Origin of the sequence: Psychrobacter sp. G, assembly GCF_000418305.1 — a bacterium.
GTDB classification, from domain to species: Bacteria; Pseudomonadota; Gammaproteobacteria; order Pseudomonadales; family Moraxellaceae; genus Psychrobacter; species Psychrobacter cryohalolentis.
On record NC_021661.1, the window covers coordinates 1414221 to 1429700 of the forward strand.

Here is a 15480-nt window from a genome sequence, read left to right on the forward strand (position 1 = left end):
ATCTAATGCAAGGCGCTCTTGACAATTAAAAGGCCGCTTTAATTATAGTTGAGGATTGTCTATCATATGCTTCTCTCGAAGTTTTTGACGTAATACTTTACCGACGTTACTTTTTGGTAGCTCAGTAACAAACTCGATATGACGTGGACATTTATAACCAGTCATATTGTCTAAAGCAAACTCTTTAATAGAGTTTTTGGTGACATTGTTATCAGCAGGGACAACATAGATTTTAACCGCTTCACCTTGATTCTCATCAGGGATACCGATGACAGCACAATCGATAATGCCGTCACAATCAAGCATGACCGACTCGATCTCATTTGGAAATACATTAAATCCTGACACCAAAATCATGTCTTTTTTACGGTCTAATAGTCTAAAGTAGCCTTTTTCGTCCATGCTGACGATATCGCCAGTGCGAAAGTAGCCATCTTTGGTAAAGTCATCACTACTGTCTCTATTTAGATAACCTGAGGTAACGTTAGGTCCTTTGACACACATCTCGCCTGCTTGATTGGCACCGACAGGGTTGCCCTCGTCATCGATAATAATGACATCAACACTAGGGACAGGGACGCCAATCGTACCATTAAACTTGCGATCAGTGATGACGTTGGCAGTACCAACAGCAACCCCTTCCGTCATTCCCCAACCCTCAATCATAGCGCAGCCTGTCGTCTCAAGCCAGCGTCTTGCTGTTTGCTCAGTCGCTGCCATACCGCCTGCTTGTGAGATACGTAGTGAGCTAAAATCTAGGTTTTTAAAGTTCGGATTGTCGAGTAAGCCTTTAAACAAGGTATTGACCGCAGGGAAAATATGGAAGGGCTGTTTTGATAACGTCTTAATAAAGCCTGGTATATCACGCGGGTTAGGAACCAATATAAAGGTGTAACCTGCACGCATACCCAGTGAGCTCAGCATAAAGGCAAAAATATGATACAGCGGCAGTGCCATCACCATATTGATATATACCTCATTAATCTCTGAGGTAATAGGGCGAGTCCAAGCTTCTGACTGCATCGCGCCTGCGACAATATTACGCTGAGATAAAATAGCGCCTTTAGAAAGCCCTGTTGTACCACCTGTATATTGCAAAAAGGCGGTTTGACTCAAAGACAGTTTTGGCTTTTGGAACGGCAGGTTTTTGCCTTTCTTGAGCACATCAGGGAACTTAGTGACGTCGTATTTTGGGTCATTCAGATTATACTTGGGTACCAAGCGTTTGACCTGACGGATAATAGTGTTGACCAATATACCTTTTAGACCCATCATATCGCCCATTTTTGATAGGACAATGTGTTTGATATGGGTTTCTTCAATGACCTGCTCAAGTGCTTGGGCAAAGTTATCGACGACAAAAATAACCTGAGCGCCAGAGTCATTCAATTGATGGCGTAGCTCGCGGCCAGTATACAGAGGATTTACGGGTGTACAGATATAGCCAGCCCGCAAAATACCAATCATCGTTGGCAAGTATTGCGGCACGTTTGGCATCATAAGCGCGACTACGCTACCTTGAGGCAGACCTTTTGCCTGTAACCATGCAGCAACCGCGATAGAAGCTTTATCGACATCGTCGTAGGTATGAGTAACGCCCATACAGATGGTCATAGGATGCATGCGAAAGCGATCGAAGCACTCTTCATATAGCTCCATGATACTGCTATATTTGTCTGGATCAATCGTCTTTGGCACACCAATAGGGTAATTTGCAAGCCAAGGTTTATTTGGCGTCATAGTCAGCGTCCTTGAAATATGAGAGAGGTTAAATGTTGCTAGCTAAGCAGTCAGATCCTTGTCAATAAAAAAACAGCGCTGACATAAAAGCGATCGCTGAATTTAATAATATCCTTATCCATTGACAGACTGCTGGTGTTATTGGGTTATTTGACATCAGTAAATGGTAAAAAATAAGTGTTTAATTAAGAAGCTATCTGAGTAATCTTAAAAAACTAGCTGAATTAATTTTTTCTACCAACCATCTACCACAAAAAAATAATATATCAAATATATAATGATACATTTAAGCAATACGTTAGCATGAATCTAGGCTAAGGCACTATGATGATAAGAGTACTGCTCAGTACAGTAAATATCCTTATAAATGAATATATAGCAAGGTCTATAGCCAGCTCAATGTAAAAATGATACAGCGAGGCTGGAATAAATGTTTTGCAGTCTCTGTTGGCGTAGGCATAGCATGCTTCACAGGGGCTACGAAAAGTCTATAGCAGTAGAGCTGTATCGGTTTTAAATCAAATCGATTCTATATATCATACAAAAAGAGAAGATGACTAATTATTGTCGTAGGAAAAACAGATTTTTCTAAAGATATTTAAGAAATCACTTATTATAGAAGCTACTTATTGTATTCTGAAATTGCTTGCTCAATAGCAACACGCAATTTTTTTGGCACACGAATAGGGCGCATTGGCGCGGTATTTGAGATGGTTTTATTTGACGCATCATTCTCTATAGCATCCGGTGTGATTTGATTTTGTACACAGGCAACAACGATTTTAGTGCTGCTTAGCAAAACCGCTTTTACATTGTCAGCAGTGTTCTCTTGAGAGGGCTGACGATAAATGCTTTGATAAAATACAATGCTGGCAGGTTTTATCTCAACGTTATCAATGCGTACATTAATGACCTCATCTAATAAAATTGCGCGCTTATATTGCAAGTCCGCTTGAGTGACGACGAAATGCTGAATCTGACCGTCATTGGTCTCCAAGAAATAACCATTTAATCCCAATTGAGTAAACCAATCGCGGCGGCAGTTTTCAAAGAACACTAAGTGATTGGCATGATAGACTATACCGCCAGCATCAGTATGATTGATGTAGACATTATAGTTGGTCGCAAATAACGGCGTAATTATGTGAGGTTTTGATACGGCAGTTGGGTTCTTATCAGTTGTTTTTGTCATAATAATGCTCAATAGATTTTTAATAATAGGGTGTTATAAGTTGTTTAAATGCCGCTGCTTGATAAGCATGAGTTAATAAAAAGTAGGAAAGTCAATAAGAATGGATTGATAGCATGTTTTGATAAAATGACACGGCAAACAGCCAAGTAATTAGACCAAACAAACACTCTAACTCAAGATATAAAAGGGTGCAACAGCTAGCGCTGTCTATGTCTGCTATCATAGCCGTATTTGTTTTATTTTAGATTTATTTATAAGTGCATTTTAAAACTGCACTTACTTATTAAAGCAGTTATTTATATAGGATAGGATAATTTATGACCCGTTTTGTTTGTTTTAATATCAATGGTATCCGAGCTCGTCAACATCAGCTGGAGGCGGTGCGAGATATTATCGATCCTGATGTCATGGGTCTGCAAGAAACCAAGGTACATGATGAGCAGTTTCCCCTTGAAAATGTAGAAGGCTTGGGCTATCACGTCGAGTATTTTGGACAGAAAGCGCATTACGGTGTGGCATTATTATCGAAAGTTGCGCCTATTTTTGTGCAAAAAGGTTTCCCTGGCGAAGATGAAGAGGCGCAAAAACGTTTTATTCATGCGCGTTATGAGTTTGATGGGCGTGAGATTGATGTGCTCAATGGCTATTTCCCACAGGGTGAGAGTCAAGATCATCTGACCAAATTTCCGATGAAACGCGCTTATTATGCTGATTTAATGGCCTATATTGATACGCTAAAAGCAGAAGGGCGCTCGCTAGTGATTATGGGGGATATGAATATTGCCCCTGAAGATATCGATATTGGAATCGGTGAAGTAAATGCTAAGCGCTGGTTGAAAAATAGAAAAACATCCTTCCTACCTGAGGAGCGTGAGTGGTATAGCAATCTTATGTCACGTGAGTTGACTGATACCTACCGTTTGCATTATCCAGAAAGCACCGAATTATACAGCTGGTTTGATTATCGCAGTCGCGGTTTTGATGATGATCCTAAGCGTGGATTGCGTATTGATCATATTTTATGTACGCCTGATCTTGTTGAATGTTGTGTTGATGCGGGTATCAGCTATGAGCTGCGCGCTATGGAAAAACCCTCTGACCATGCGCCTATTTGGACAGCATTTGATTTAAACAAAGTATGATGTTTTTACCATTATGACTAAGGCTTTACAATCAATAAAAATATACCAATATCAATAATTAAGGAGTGAATGATGGCAGTTGGCAATGTTGCAGTACCTGAGACGATTTATCCTATTGAAGGCATTAAATTAAGCGCTACCGCAGCAGGCGTACGTTATAAAAATCGTGATGATTTGGTAATTATTGAGATCGCAGCTGAGGCTGCCACTGCAGTGGTAACGACCAAAAATACATTTTGCGCTGCGCCTGTGCGCGTATTACGTGAACACTTTGCTGCAGCTTCTCCGCGCTATTTGGTGACCAATACTGGTAATGCTAATGCTGGAACCGGTGCTGATGGCAAACGCCGTGCCACAGATATCTGTGCGGCATTAGCTGCTAAAGCTGGCGTGGCTAGTGATACTGTATTGCCATTTTCGACGGGTGTTATTGGTGAGCCATTAAATAGTGAGGCAATTATCGCAGGACTAGACAACGCATTAGCCAATCTAGCGCCTGATAATTGGCTTGCTGCTGCAAATGGCATCCGCACAACGGATACGATTCCAAAGCTCGCGAGTAAAAAAATCGATGTTGATGGTAGTAGTTATCATATTACGGGGATGTCAAAAGGCTCAGGCATGATACGTCCCAATATGGCAACCATGCTTGGCTATGTTGCAACCGATGCCAATATTGCTGCTGACTTATTACAAGAGATGTTAAGTGCTATCAATGAGCAGTCTTTTAACCGTATTACGGTCGATGGTGATACCTCGACCAATGATTGTTGTGTATTGATAGCGACAGGTGCTGCGAGCTCAGATATCATTGATAGCCCTGAGCACCCACATTATCAGCCAATGTTTGAGGCGTTAGCTGAAGTCTTTATACGTTTGGCACAACTGATCGTACGTGATGGTGAAGGCGCTACTAAATTTATGACAGTTAAAGTTACAGGTGGTAAAACCACGCAAGAATGCTGCGATGTGGCATATGCGGTTGCGCATTCACCCTTGGTCAAAACGGCATTTTTTGCCAGTGATGCCAACTGGGGTCGTATATTAGCAGCCGTCGGTTATGCTGGGATTGAAGACCTTGATACCGAACAAGTCGATGTCTACTTAGACGAAGTTATGATTTGTCAAAATGGTGGTGTCGCGCCAAACTATACGGAAGAGGCGGGCAAGACGGTCATGAGTCGCCCTGAGATTACCATTCATATCGATCTTGCACGCGGTGATGCCCATGACACCGTTTATACCTGCGATTTATCTTACGACTATGTCAAAATAAATGCGGACTATCGTAGCTAAACAATCTTAATACTTAATTATAAAAAACGCTCAGAATCATGATGATTCTGAGCGTTTTTTATTTAGTGTTTTAAACTGATATCACTGAAAGTAAGATGTATTTTTCGGTAATATCAAAAATATTTATTTACTGTTGATTAACAACCGTTGCAAAAGCTGACGTTAAGTTACAAAGCAGTTGTAGAGGCGCAGTTACTTTGCGCCCTATACTAGTCGAGTTAATAATAAATGATTAAGTGGTATCGAAAAACCGTTTATTCTAAAATGAATAAATCGAGTTCAAACAAATAAAACTATGAATACATTGAGGATTTTATAATGAAAAAGTTAGCATTAGCAGCAGTGATGGCAACGTTTGTTTTATCAGGTTGTTCAACCATGGCAACTGACGATACGCGTACCATGGTCGTTGAAGGTGAACCAGCAGTGGTTAAAGTCATTAACATTCCAAGTTTTAAAATAGAGATAGCCCCGCTGAAAGCAGTTTGTGAGCTACAAGCTTCTAATGGTGCCATGATTGAGTCAGAGTGTTTGCAGTATCGCCAAACGTATCAGAAAAACTACACCCCTTTAAATGGTAATATTCAAGGCTTTACGTATGAGCCAAATTATCGTTATGTTTTGGACGTTCGCCAAGAAGCGATGATGGATGAAGTAACGAATGCGGTTAAGCCAGTTTGGATACTGAACCAAGTAGTGTCAAAAAAAGCGGAATAATTGCTCATCAAGTAGCTTTTGGAATAAATAGCACTATTGTTAATTCAATAGCAGTTAGCTTAAAAAAAGACCTCTAATCATTAGAGGTCTTTTTTATAATAGGATTTATATGTTCTATTCAGTTATAAGCTGCCCAATCATTAGCATTGGCTGTATTTCACGCTGACGCCATGAGTGGCAGTCGGTATACGGTTGTCAGCATATACTGCCAATCCACCGCGAGAAGTTTCTTTGTATTTATCTAACATGTCAGCGCCAGTAACTTTCATAGTTTCAATGACTTTGTCTAAAGAGACAAAATGTTGACCATTACCACGACAGGCAAGTCGTGCTGCATTGACGGCTTTGACTGCGCCCATCGCATTGCGCTCGATGCAAGGGACTTGGACTAAGCCACCAACAGGATCACAGGTCAGACCCAAGTTATGCTCGATACCAATCTCAGCAGCATTAAGACATTTAGCAGGGTCGCCACCTAAGATTTCTGCCAATGCAGACGCCGCCATTGCACAAGCTGAACCTACTTCACCTTGGCAGCCCACTTCAGCACCCGAGATGGAAGCATTTTGTTTGATTAAGCTACCGATCGCCGTGGCATTTAACAAAAACTTGCGCGCGCCATCGATACTATAGTTTGATAAAAAGTCACGATAATAGTGCATCACTGCAGGAATGATACCTGCCGCGCCGTTGGTAGGAGCAGTGACCACATTGCCGCCATTGGCGTTTTCTTCATTGACTGCTAAAGCATATAAATCAATCCAATCCATCGCAACCAATTTGTCATTTTGCGCAATCGGCTGGTCTTTTTCAGCACATAGTTGCACATATAGTGCTTGAGCGCGGCGTCTTACATCTAAGCCACCCGGTAAAATACCGCTGTTTTGGCAGCCACGGGTCACACAATCTTGCATCGACTCCCAAATAGAATCTAAATACGCAAATACTTCTGCCTGCTCACGGTAATGGCATTCGTTTGCTAATACCAGCTCGCTCACGCTCAAGTGATGTTTACGGCATTGTTCTAATAGTTCTGCGGCGCTATTAAAAGGATAAGGAATCACATCGATAGTCGGCGTTGCATTATCTTCATCAGGATTGGTCGCATCTTCTTCATTGATAACAAATCCACCTCCTACGGAATAATAAGTCTGCTGATAATGGCTGCCATTCGCCAAAGACACACGAATAGTCATAGCATTCGGATGATAAGGTAGAACCGTCTCATCATACCAGTGAATATCACACTCTGTATCAAAAGCAATAACGTGCTCGCCTGCGATATTGAGTTGATTGTCTGAAAAGATCGGTGCCAGATATTCACTGGTCAAACGCGTATCGATGGTGCTAGGTGCATGACCAAGTAAGCCCAGTAATATGGCAGTATCTGTAGCATGTCCTTTACCAGTTGCCGCAAGCGAGCCATATAATTCAATCTCTAAAGACTGGATGTCGCTCAGATTGGTTTGCTTTAGGAGTGACTGTACAAACAAGTTAGCCGCTATCATAGGACCAACCGTATGAGAGCTTGATGGGCCAACGCCGATTTTGAATAAATCAAAGACACTAATCATAATAAGTTACCAAAAAATAAAAGGGATTCAGAAAAACCGCATAGCAAAGACTACTGCGCCCATATAATATTATAATGGGCAACAATAGATAATAAGTATTGATCATCGATAAATTTAGTGCATTGTCTATGAAAATGTTTAAACGTGTTCGTTCGAGTGACGGGTGAATAATAGCTGTTGTTTATTATTAAATTCCGTTATGATGCTCGGCATCAACGCTTATGTAACATCCTGTAAGTTAGCTGTCGCTATAGAATACACGGTATGAGCAGCCAAAGCGTTGAATTTAGTAAAGCATATCTTAGTCAATACAGCTAGCAAAATGTGGTAATACTCTAAAATAATACCTATTATTATGATATTTCCAAACAGCTGATTGGAGATAGAAAAATAGTGTAGAAAAACATAGAAGTAAAAAGGATGTTCTTGCGATATATTAAGATTAAGCAAGAGAGACAGTGTGTTAAAAATATCAAAAATAGCTCTGTATCCATACAAGAATCCGTAGTTAGTAATAGCTAGATTTCATTATTTTTCCATTAACTTTTTATTGTATAGATAGCTATCTCATATAATAGCCACTATCTATAACAGCACTTATAGTAAATACCGTTATTTGTTATCTCTTTATTTATTCGAGCTATTATTAGTCTGTATCGTTAGTGAGTCATTACCAGTCTGTTATTATTAGCTTAAGCCTATAGGACAATCGCGCATGATAACCCCTCCAAAAAACTCGTCTCAATCAACGCCGCATAGTCAGAAAGAACCATCAACGCCAAATGCACTAGAAGCAGCAGGTATTGATGTTGCAACTGGCTCGGCGACAATGAACTTACCGCACAATCCAGACTTTGATAATGGTCGCTGGTTTCCAACATGGCGTCCATATGGCGGTGATTTGGATCGTGATCCGGTTGGCATTAATGAGTATTTACCGCCCTCAAAAAGCATGCTACTGGGTATACAGCATACCTTTGCAATGTTTGGGGCGACAGTGCTTGCGCCATTATTAATGGGCTTTGACCCTAACTTAGCTATTTTGATGTCTGGGATTTGTACGGTGATGTTTTTTGTGATTACCGGTGGACGTATGCCAAGTTATTTGGGGTCGAGTTTTGCTTTTATTGGTCCCGTGATTGCCGTGACGGCATATGCTGGCGTAGGGTTTAATGCCAATCTGAATGTTGCATTGGGCGGCATTATGGCCTGCGGTATTATTTATGCATTGATAGGTCTGTTGGTCATGAAGACGGGTACAGGCTGGATTGAGCGCTTGATGCCACCGATTGTTACCGGTGCGATTGTAATGATTATTGGTCTTAATTTAGCGCCCGTAACCATTCAAGGGGTGTCTGCCAACCAATTTGATGCATGGATGGCCACGTTAACGGTATTGCTTATCAGTGGGGTAGCGGTATTTACCCGCGGCATGCTACGTCGTTTGCTGTTATTAGTTGGCTTGATACTGTCTTATATTGCTTATTTTGTGATGACCAATGTATTGGGCTATGGCGTGCCGATTGATTTTAGTAGTGTGTCGGCAGCTTCATGGTTTGGGCTGCCAAGTATTCATGCGCCGCGTTTTGAGATGAGCGCCATTATATTAATTGCCCCTGTCGCCTTTATTTTAGTTGCTGAAAATTTGGGACATTTTAAAGCGGTAGAAGGCATGACTAAAGCGCGAGTAACGCCTTATATGGGGCGCGCCTTCTTTGCTGATGGCTTAGCGACGACTTTTTCGGCAGGTTTTGGTGGTACAGGTGTGACGACTTATGCAGAAAATATCGGCGTGATGGCGGTAACCAAAGTATATAGTACGACTATTTTTGTCGTAGCAGGTTTGGTTGCTATCATGCTGGGCTTGTCACCGAAATTTGGTGCGATTATTCAAACCATTCCGCCAGCATTATTGGGCGGTGCTTCTATCGTAGTTTTTGGTTTGATTGCCATCGCTGGTGCGAAAATTTGGATAGACAACCATATCGACTTTAGTAAAAACAGCAATCTTATCATCGCAGCAGTCACTGTAATCATGGGAACCGGTAACTTTAGCTTGCATCTAGGCGGCTTTGATTTGGGTGGCATCGGTACGGCTACCTTAACAGCAATTGTGCTTAACGCTCTATTTAATCGCCAAAAAGACTAACTTTTAATCATAAAATTAAAAAACTTAATATATAGATAAAAGCCACAATAATTATTGTGGCTTTTATCTATTATGGCGCTTGTTTATGATCGTTTTTATTCTATACGAGCTTTACTTATAATCACGCTTATAAAACCGTGCAAAAAACCGATAACGGCGTAGGGCGCGTGGTTTAGGCTTTAACGAACCCAAATAAATGGCAAACATCGTGAGTAACGCACCGCTCCATTGTAGGGTATTGATGGGCTTATCAAGCCAAGTATAATCAATTACCAATGCCGCAACCGGCTCGGTCAATAATAGCAATCCAGTTAATGCTAAAGACAGCTTGGGAATAGAGTAGGCGATAAGCCCCCACGCTAGGCACTGCATGACCGTACCATAAATCAATATCCAGCCAATATCAGACCAGCTATTAGGCAGTATATTACCCATATCAAAGACAAACATTGGCACAATCATTGCCAGTCCGCCCCCAATACTAATCAGCTGCATAAGCATGAATATTGGCGTTGGCTCAGTATCATGGGTTTTACGTATAAAGGTCATTGATGCTGCGAGCATAGCCCCTGACACGATACCAGTAATAAATCCCCAAGTAGCAGCCTTATTTTGGGCAAATTCTGGGCTACCGATCATTGCCACACCCAACATTGCCAAGACCAAGCTGACAAGCTGTAATATAGATTGGCGCTCGTTAAAGTATAGAAAGCCAATGGCTGCCAAAAAGAAAATCTGTAAACTGTTTAGTAAGGTTGAAATGCCGGGACCCACCGCATAGATACTCTCGTGCCACAGTGCCAAATCCAAACCTAAAAATGCACCCGATAATAAGCCATAAAAAACAGCACGTTTTGAGCGCGGTAGCCGTTGCCCTGTCATTTTTGCTAATACCGCAAACACCACGCCTGAAATAGCCAAGCGCCAAAAAGCCATTGCCCAGCCACCGATGTCAACATGAGCGACGATTAAACTGCCCAAACCAAAGATCACACAGCCAATGAGCAAGCCAGTAGCAGCGGAGCGTGAAGAGGCAATAGCCATATATTATCCTTATATCATGACAATTTTTATTTCAATTATTGCGTACTAAAGACAGCATCTTTACCACAAGCCGTATTGTCGATGTTTTGAGCTAAAATTGAAATGGTTTGATATTATTTATTTTTATTTTATAGTGGCATTTTATGATATTAGAGAATATGAACTTTCTAAGGTTTCATCTAAAGTATAAAGACAAGCTGCTGCCAATTAATATCCTTACAGGAATATCATTGGCGTTTTTACTGCGATTTGTTACCCTCATTTCTACTTTTATATTGTAATATCATCAGCTTAATAAACTAATACCCTTAAAATATCTCATTTAAATTACCTCAACCGCCATCATTACTTTAGCTTAGGTTTGCTTATGCTCCAACGTACCTTATCAAAACGATCACTGTCATTAACGAAATCTGAAGATCCGTCGTCCCTAATAAAGCGCTGTGCTCTGACAATTGGTATGTTAACAACCGCGTTATTTGTCATACCAAGCGCGCAAGCTGCCAGCTGTAAAATCCCTAAGAGTTATTATAAGAACGTCTCTTGTACGGCGAGTAGTGGTTATTTCTTAGCAGTGAAAGACTTTGGCGCACCGGTCGCCCTTATCGATAAGCAAGGTAAAAGCCTTGTTGATTTAACGCGCTATCAAAAAGTGGATGCAGATAAAATATCAGCAGGTCTATTGCCTGTCATGCGTAATAGTCATGTCGGTTATCTGAATATGCAAGGTCGTGAAGTAATTCCTGTGATGTACGATGTGCTAAATGACGGTCAAGGTTGGGCGCGTCCAGTATCTGAAGGGCGTATCGTGGTCAAGCAGGGCGGTCACTATGGCGTCATCGATACGGCAAATAGGACTATTGTTCCATTTTCAGCAGCGATTAGTGATATTGATGACTACCGAGGCGGTATAGCTCGTGTACGTAAAAACAAAGCGATAAGCTGGCTTGATAAAGAGGGCAATATTAAGAACGCCAATACTCAAAGCACTAATACTCAAAATGCCGGTGTCAAAAAAGATAATAGTAAAAGTAATGACGGTAAGAGTGCCAAAAACAGCCGTGTAAATGACCGACCCGCTGCCAGTAAATCAGAAGTTAAACCTAGTGCTCGCGCAAATAGCACACAGAAAAATTCAGCCTCCATACCAATTAATCGCTTTACCACGCTGCAGCCGCGTCAACAAGACGGTAGATGGGGATTTGTTGATGACAATAATGTCACTATGATTACGTATTCTTTCGACGAAGTACGTCCATTCTCGGAAGGGCTAGCGGGCGTGCGCATTGATGCAGAGTGGGGCTTTATCAATCTTGGCGGCGAGCTTGTGATTCCTTTTAACTTTAAGGATTTTGACGGCTCTAATAACTTTAATGATTCCAATAATAAGAGCCTCAGTCTTGATAGCCGCTATAAGGACAAACCTTCTTTTGTGTTTGTAGCGGATAAGGCTTGGATTGGCAGGCTAGAGAACGGCACTAAGATGTGTATTGACAAAGAAGGCGCGGCTGTCGCCTGTGATTAAATCCTAACAGCATATTTTATTTTGACCAAAAAAAGAGCCTATAGCGATTCATGATTGCTATAGGCTCTTTTTTTGTAGCCGGAAAAATTCACAAGCTAAATCATTAAAACTATTTTTCTAATAAGTGATTGCTAATCAAATCAACCATATATGGCTGGTAGTACTCAGGAATGTCATGCGCCATGCCTTCAATCAAATGAAATTTGGCATTAGGGATGGTTTTGGCAACCACGCGACCTTGTGAGGCAGGAATTAAGCCATCAGCGCTGCCATGTAATACGATAGTAGGTGCTTTGACTTGTTTGCTAAATCGACTGATAGAACCTGATGCCAAGATAGCATTGAGCTGCTGCACCGTACCGAGCGGATGAAAGTTACGCTGATACCGTATCTTGGCAATATCACGTACCATGCGCACATTTACATGCCCTGGCGTGCCAACAGTCTTCATAAACCAAACGCTATGGCGCACGATATCACGCTCAGAGTGACTCTCAGGGCGATTAATCAGCGTATATAGCTGTCTAGGCTTTGGTGGTTTTAAAAAGGCACGGTTGGTGGTGGTAAACATCAATGCCATCCGCTGTACTAGGCTTGGATAACGTGCCGCTACGATTTGGGCAATCATGCCACCCATAGAAGCACCCAGCAAATGTGTTTTGCCAAGCTGCAAAGCCTTGATTAAACGCGCCGTATCTTCTGCCATGTCGGTTAAATTGTAGGCAACCTGTGCACCTTTATTAGACAGTCCCGTTTGCAGGCGCATCATCATTTTAAGCTGACTAATACGCGGTAGACCATCGATTTGTACTTTAGAGGACAAACCGATATCACGATTGTCAAAACGAATCACAAAAAAACCGGCATCAATAAGGCGCTTAATAAAATGATTTGGCCAAAATATCATTTGCGAGCCAAGTCCCATAATCATAAGCAGTGGCGGATGATTAGGATTACCACCAGCTTCAACACACAGCTCAATACCGTCGCCGATATCTATCATGGCTTGATAAAGATGCTCACTGAGGTCTGATGCGCCCCACAAATGCTCACCAAATTTTTGCCATTCAGGCGTCGGGTAACTTGAGCTGCTATCCAATGAATCAGGCAATTTAGCAGCATTATCAATGTTGTTTTTTTCTGTCATGAACGGTCCTATCTAAAAGGTCATTGGCTTAAAGTTCTAGCATCTCAAAATCAAGCTTGCCAACGCCGCATTCTGGGCATGTCCAATCATCAGGGATATCATCCCATTTGGTGCCCGGTGCTATACCTTCTTCAGGGCAGCCCAGTGCTTCATCATATATCCAGCCGCAGACAATACATTCATAACGTTTCATAAAGAGTCCTATCGATTATTACCAGTGTTACTATACGTTTTTAAGGTGATATTGATGGCACATCAAGAATGATTACCGTCAATATTTAGACTGTAAAAACGCAGCTAGTTTAGCATATAACCGTTGTTTTCATAGTTAAGTTTACACTTGTATATTGAGATTAATAAACGTTTATCAAGTCACTATGCCTGATTTTATTGACTTAATAAGTGGTGTTTTCCCCATTGCCGCGCAATATTAAAGGCAATTATGCTATAATAACCGCCGTTAATTTTCCGATGCATAGATTATTTGCTATTGTTACATCATTATCTAAGTTATAGACGTTAAGGGTTATTATGAGCGCAAACACCGCTGTTACAGCAGTTGATACCGCAATCGAGTCATCGAATACGCTCAATACCGATCATCCATTTTGGAACATCATTCGCACAGTACCAGACTTCCCTAAAGTCGGCATTGATTTTTATGATATTACACCGTTACTACGCAGTCACATTAATGAAGTCATTGATGCACTGCTGTCTGTCCTACCTGAAGGCATAATGGATGAGGTAGATTGTTTGGGTGCTGTTGAAGCCCGTGGATTCGTGTTTGCAAGTTTGCTGGCAGGACGTCTGGGTAAAGGTATGATTTTGCTACGTAAACCCGGCAAGTTACCACCGCCTGTTGCCAATAAAGCCTACGCGTTAGAGTACGGTAAAGATACCCTTGAGATGCAAAATAATCTGCCACCAGAGCGTGTGCTATTGGTTGATGATATCTTGGCAACGGGCGGCACACTGACCACTGCTTATGAGCTATGTCAATCAGCCGATCATACGGTCGTTGGTGCATTAGTCTTATTAGATTTGGTGGATTTACATGGCGATTTTCCAGTGCCTGTTTATACGGTATTGAAGGCGTAAATGAGTGGCGGTTCTACTTATAGTGGGTAAAAATAAAAAGTAATATCGATACATTATGTACTGCTGGTATTAATTTTTCTTGCTTGCTGTGCCTACGCAGACAGAGGCTGCAAAAAATTTATACCAGCAGTACTGTAGCGTTTTTAGGGTACCTTAATTATAAGTAAAATGCGATAAAAGCCAGTTTTCTATGGCTTTGAGATGATATGACTAAAGCAATCTAAAAAAGCGCGCTGAACCTATTCAGCGCGCTTTTTTAATCAGGGTTTTTTAGACTGCTTGTATGTTACGTGTGCTATTTGGCTTGCTCGTAATTTTTACAAGCTTGCTCGACTAGTATACGACTGACAGTTTTTGGGGCAGTAATTTTGAAATCTTTGGTAGTCAGGAGGGGTTTTTCTGATTGCCAAGACTTTATTACTTTGTCGTCAGCGGTATAATAAACGTATGCCCGTCTGTAATAGCTGGCGTCCTTACAAGAGATAAGCCATTGCTGGTCGCTATGATGAATACCGCTTTCTTTACTATCACTCGTTGTACTTTTTAATGCAGGGTAGGTTCTACGAATGGAGACGGTAATATTTTCGACCCGCTTTTCATCAAGGATATTGATGTCAGAGCGTTCGATAGAATCCAAATCTAAGCTAAAAATGGAACCGGTCTGACTTTCTGTTACTTTTGACCAGTTTACTGCATGAGCACCAATCGCAAGCGTACTGCTTGCTAATATCACTGCTAGCCGTTTCATAATTAAGCCTTGCTTGTAGTCATTTTAGGTCGCTCATAATAGCCAACTTACTATGAGCAGGCAAATTTCTTTTATTACCTGCTGCGTATACCTATGTAATATTTC

13 protein-coding genes are annotated in these 15480 nt (G+C 41.4%); 6 read left to right on the top strand and 7 right to left on the bottom strand.

Annotated elements, in window-relative coordinates; genetic code table 11:
- Positions 1-42: 42 nt before the first annotated feature.
- Positions 43-1740 (bottom strand): long-chain-fatty-acid--CoA ligase, encoded by a 1698-nt coding sequence (locus PSYCG_RS05955; protein ID WP_020443392.1) that lies wholly within the window; start codon positions 1738-1740, stop codon positions 43-45.
- 622 nt (positions 1741-2362) lie between these two features.
- On the bottom strand, positions 2363-2932 hold the full coding sequence (locus tag PSYCG_RS05960) for a thioesterase family protein (protein WP_020443393.1): 570 nt from the start codon (positions 2930-2932) through the stop codon (positions 2363-2365).
- A gap of 317 nt (positions 2933-3249) precedes the next feature.
- On the opposite strand from PSYCG_RS05960, the gene xthA reads away from it, so the two are divergent.
- The 3 genes from xthA to PSYCG_RS05975 all read left to right on the top strand — a co-directional run bounded on the left by xthA (position 3250) and on the right by PSYCG_RS05975 (position 6087).
- Positions 3250-4074 (top strand): exodeoxyribonuclease III, encoded by an 825-nt coding sequence (xthA, locus tag PSYCG_RS05965; protein WP_020443394.1) that lies wholly within the window; start codon positions 3250-3252, stop codon positions 4072-4074.
- A 72-nt stretch (positions 4075-4146) separates the two neighbouring features.
- Positions 4147-5370: a bifunctional glutamate N-acetyltransferase/amino-acid acetyltransferase ArgJ gene (gene argJ / locus PSYCG_RS05970; RefSeq protein WP_020443395.1), complete on the top strand. Its 1224-nt coding sequence runs from the start codon at positions 4147-4149 to the stop codon at positions 5368-5370.
- Positions 5371-5688: 318 nt separating this feature from the next.
- Positions 5689-6087 carry a DUF4377 domain-containing protein gene (locus PSYCG_RS05975; protein ID WP_020443396.1) on the top strand — a complete coding sequence of 133 codons (399 nt, stop codon included), beginning with the start codon at positions 5689-5691 and terminating at the stop codon, positions 6085-6087.
- A gap of 140 nt (positions 6088-6227) precedes the next feature.
- Here the strand turns inward: PSYCG_RS05975 and PSYCG_RS05980 are convergent, their stop codons facing one another.
- Positions 6228-7661 carry an L-serine ammonia-lyase gene (locus PSYCG_RS05980; protein ID WP_020443397.1) on the bottom strand — a complete coding sequence of 478 codons (1434 nt, stop codon included), beginning with the start codon at positions 7659-7661 and terminating at the stop codon, positions 6228-6230.
- A 715-nt stretch (positions 7662-8376) separates the two neighbouring features.
- On the opposite strand from PSYCG_RS05980, the gene PSYCG_RS05985 reads away from it, so the two are divergent.
- Entirely contained in the window at positions 8377-9810 is a 1434-nt protein-coding gene (locus PSYCG_RS05985; RefSeq protein ID WP_020443398.1) for a solute carrier family 23 protein, read from the top strand.
- A 111-nt stretch (positions 9811-9921) separates the two neighbouring features.
- Here PSYCG_RS05985 and PSYCG_RS05990 read toward each other — a convergent pair whose 3' ends face one another.
- The gene (locus PSYCG_RS05990; RefSeq protein WP_011513531.1) at positions 9922-10854 is read right to left on the bottom strand and encodes a DMT family transporter; all 933 of its coding nucleotides are present in this window, start codon (positions 10852-10854) and stop codon (positions 9922-9924) included.
- 367 nt (positions 10855-11221) lie between these two features.
- Between PSYCG_RS05990 and PSYCG_RS05995 the strand changes: the two genes are divergently transcribed.
- On the top strand, positions 11222-12379 hold the full coding sequence (locus tag PSYCG_RS05995) for a WG repeat-containing protein (protein ID WP_020443399.1): 1158 nt from the start codon (positions 11222-11224) through the stop codon (positions 12377-12379).
- A 109-nt stretch (positions 12380-12488) separates the two neighbouring features.
- Here PSYCG_RS05995 and PSYCG_RS06000 read toward each other — a convergent pair whose 3' ends face one another.
- Both PSYCG_RS06000 and PSYCG_RS06005 read right to left on the bottom strand, forming a co-directional pair.
- Positions 12489-13526 (bottom strand): alpha/beta fold hydrolase, encoded by a 1038-nt coding sequence (locus tag PSYCG_RS06000; protein WP_020443400.1) that lies wholly within the window; start codon positions 13524-13526, stop codon positions 12489-12491.
- Positions 13527-13554: 28 nt separating this feature from the next.
- Positions 13555-13719 carry a rubredoxin gene (locus PSYCG_RS06005; protein ID WP_011280463.1) on the bottom strand — a complete coding sequence of 55 codons (165 nt, stop codon included), beginning with the start codon at positions 13717-13719 and terminating at the stop codon, positions 13555-13557.
- Between the two features lie 338 nt (positions 13720-14057).
- On the opposite strand from PSYCG_RS06005, the gene PSYCG_RS06010 reads away from it, so the two are divergent.
- Complete coding sequence (locus PSYCG_RS06010) at positions 14058-14627, top strand: adenine phosphoribosyltransferase (RefSeq protein WP_020443401.1); 570 nt, start codon at positions 14058-14060, stop codon at positions 14625-14627.
- A gap of 295 nt (positions 14628-14922) precedes the next feature.
- On the opposite strand, the gene PSYCG_RS06015 is transcribed toward PSYCG_RS06010, so the two are convergent.
- Positions 14923-15375 carry a hypothetical protein gene (locus PSYCG_RS06015; protein WP_020443402.1) on the bottom strand — a complete coding sequence of 151 codons (453 nt, stop codon included), beginning with the start codon at positions 15373-15375 and terminating at the stop codon, positions 14923-14925.
- Positions 15376-15480 lie beyond the last annotated feature (105 nt).

Coding starts and splice junctions, on each gene's coding strand:
- PSYCG_RS05955 (WP_020443392.1), bottom strand. CDS start 1,740: ATGACGCCAAATAAACCTTGGCTTGCAAATTACCCTATTGGTGTGCCA.
- PSYCG_RS05960 (WP_020443393.1), bottom strand. CDS start 2,932: ATGACAAAAACAACTGATAAGAACCCAACTGCCGTATCAAAACCTCAC.
- xthA (WP_020443394.1), top strand. CDS start 3,250: ATGACCCGTTTTGTTTGTTTTAATATCAATGGTATCCGAGCTCGTCAA.
- argJ (WP_020443395.1), top strand. CDS start 4,147: ATGGCAGTTGGCAATGTTGCAGTACCTGAGACGATTTATCCTATTGAA.
- PSYCG_RS05975 (WP_020443396.1), top strand. CDS start 5,689: ATGAAAAAGTTAGCATTAGCAGCAGTGATGGCAACGTTTGTTTTATCA.
- PSYCG_RS05980 (WP_020443397.1), bottom strand. CDS start 7,661: ATGATTAGTGTCTTTGATTTATTCAAAATCGGCGTTGGCCCATCAAGC.
- PSYCG_RS05985 (WP_020443398.1), top strand. CDS start 8,377: ATGATAACCCCTCCAAAAAACTCGTCTCAATCAACGCCGCATAGTCAG.
- PSYCG_RS05990 (WP_011513531.1), bottom strand. CDS start 10,854: ATGGCTATTGCCTCTTCACGCTCCGCTGCTACTGGCTTGCTCATTGGC.
- PSYCG_RS05995 (WP_020443399.1), top strand. CDS start 11,222: ATGCTCCAACGTACCTTATCAAAACGATCACTGTCATTAACGAAATCT.
- PSYCG_RS06000 (WP_020443400.1), bottom strand. CDS start 13,526: ATGACAGAAAAAAACAACATTGATAATGCTGCTAAATTGCCTGATTCA.
- PSYCG_RS06005 (WP_011280463.1), bottom strand. CDS start 13,719: ATGAAACGTTATGAATGTATTGTCTGCGGCTGGATATATGATGAAGCA.
- PSYCG_RS06010 (WP_020443401.1), top strand. CDS start 14,058: ATGAGCGCAAACACCGCTGTTACAGCAGTTGATACCGCAATCGAGTCA.
- PSYCG_RS06015 (WP_020443402.1), bottom strand. CDS start 15,375: ATGAAACGGCTAGCAGTGATATTAGCAAGCAGTACGCTTGCGATTGGT.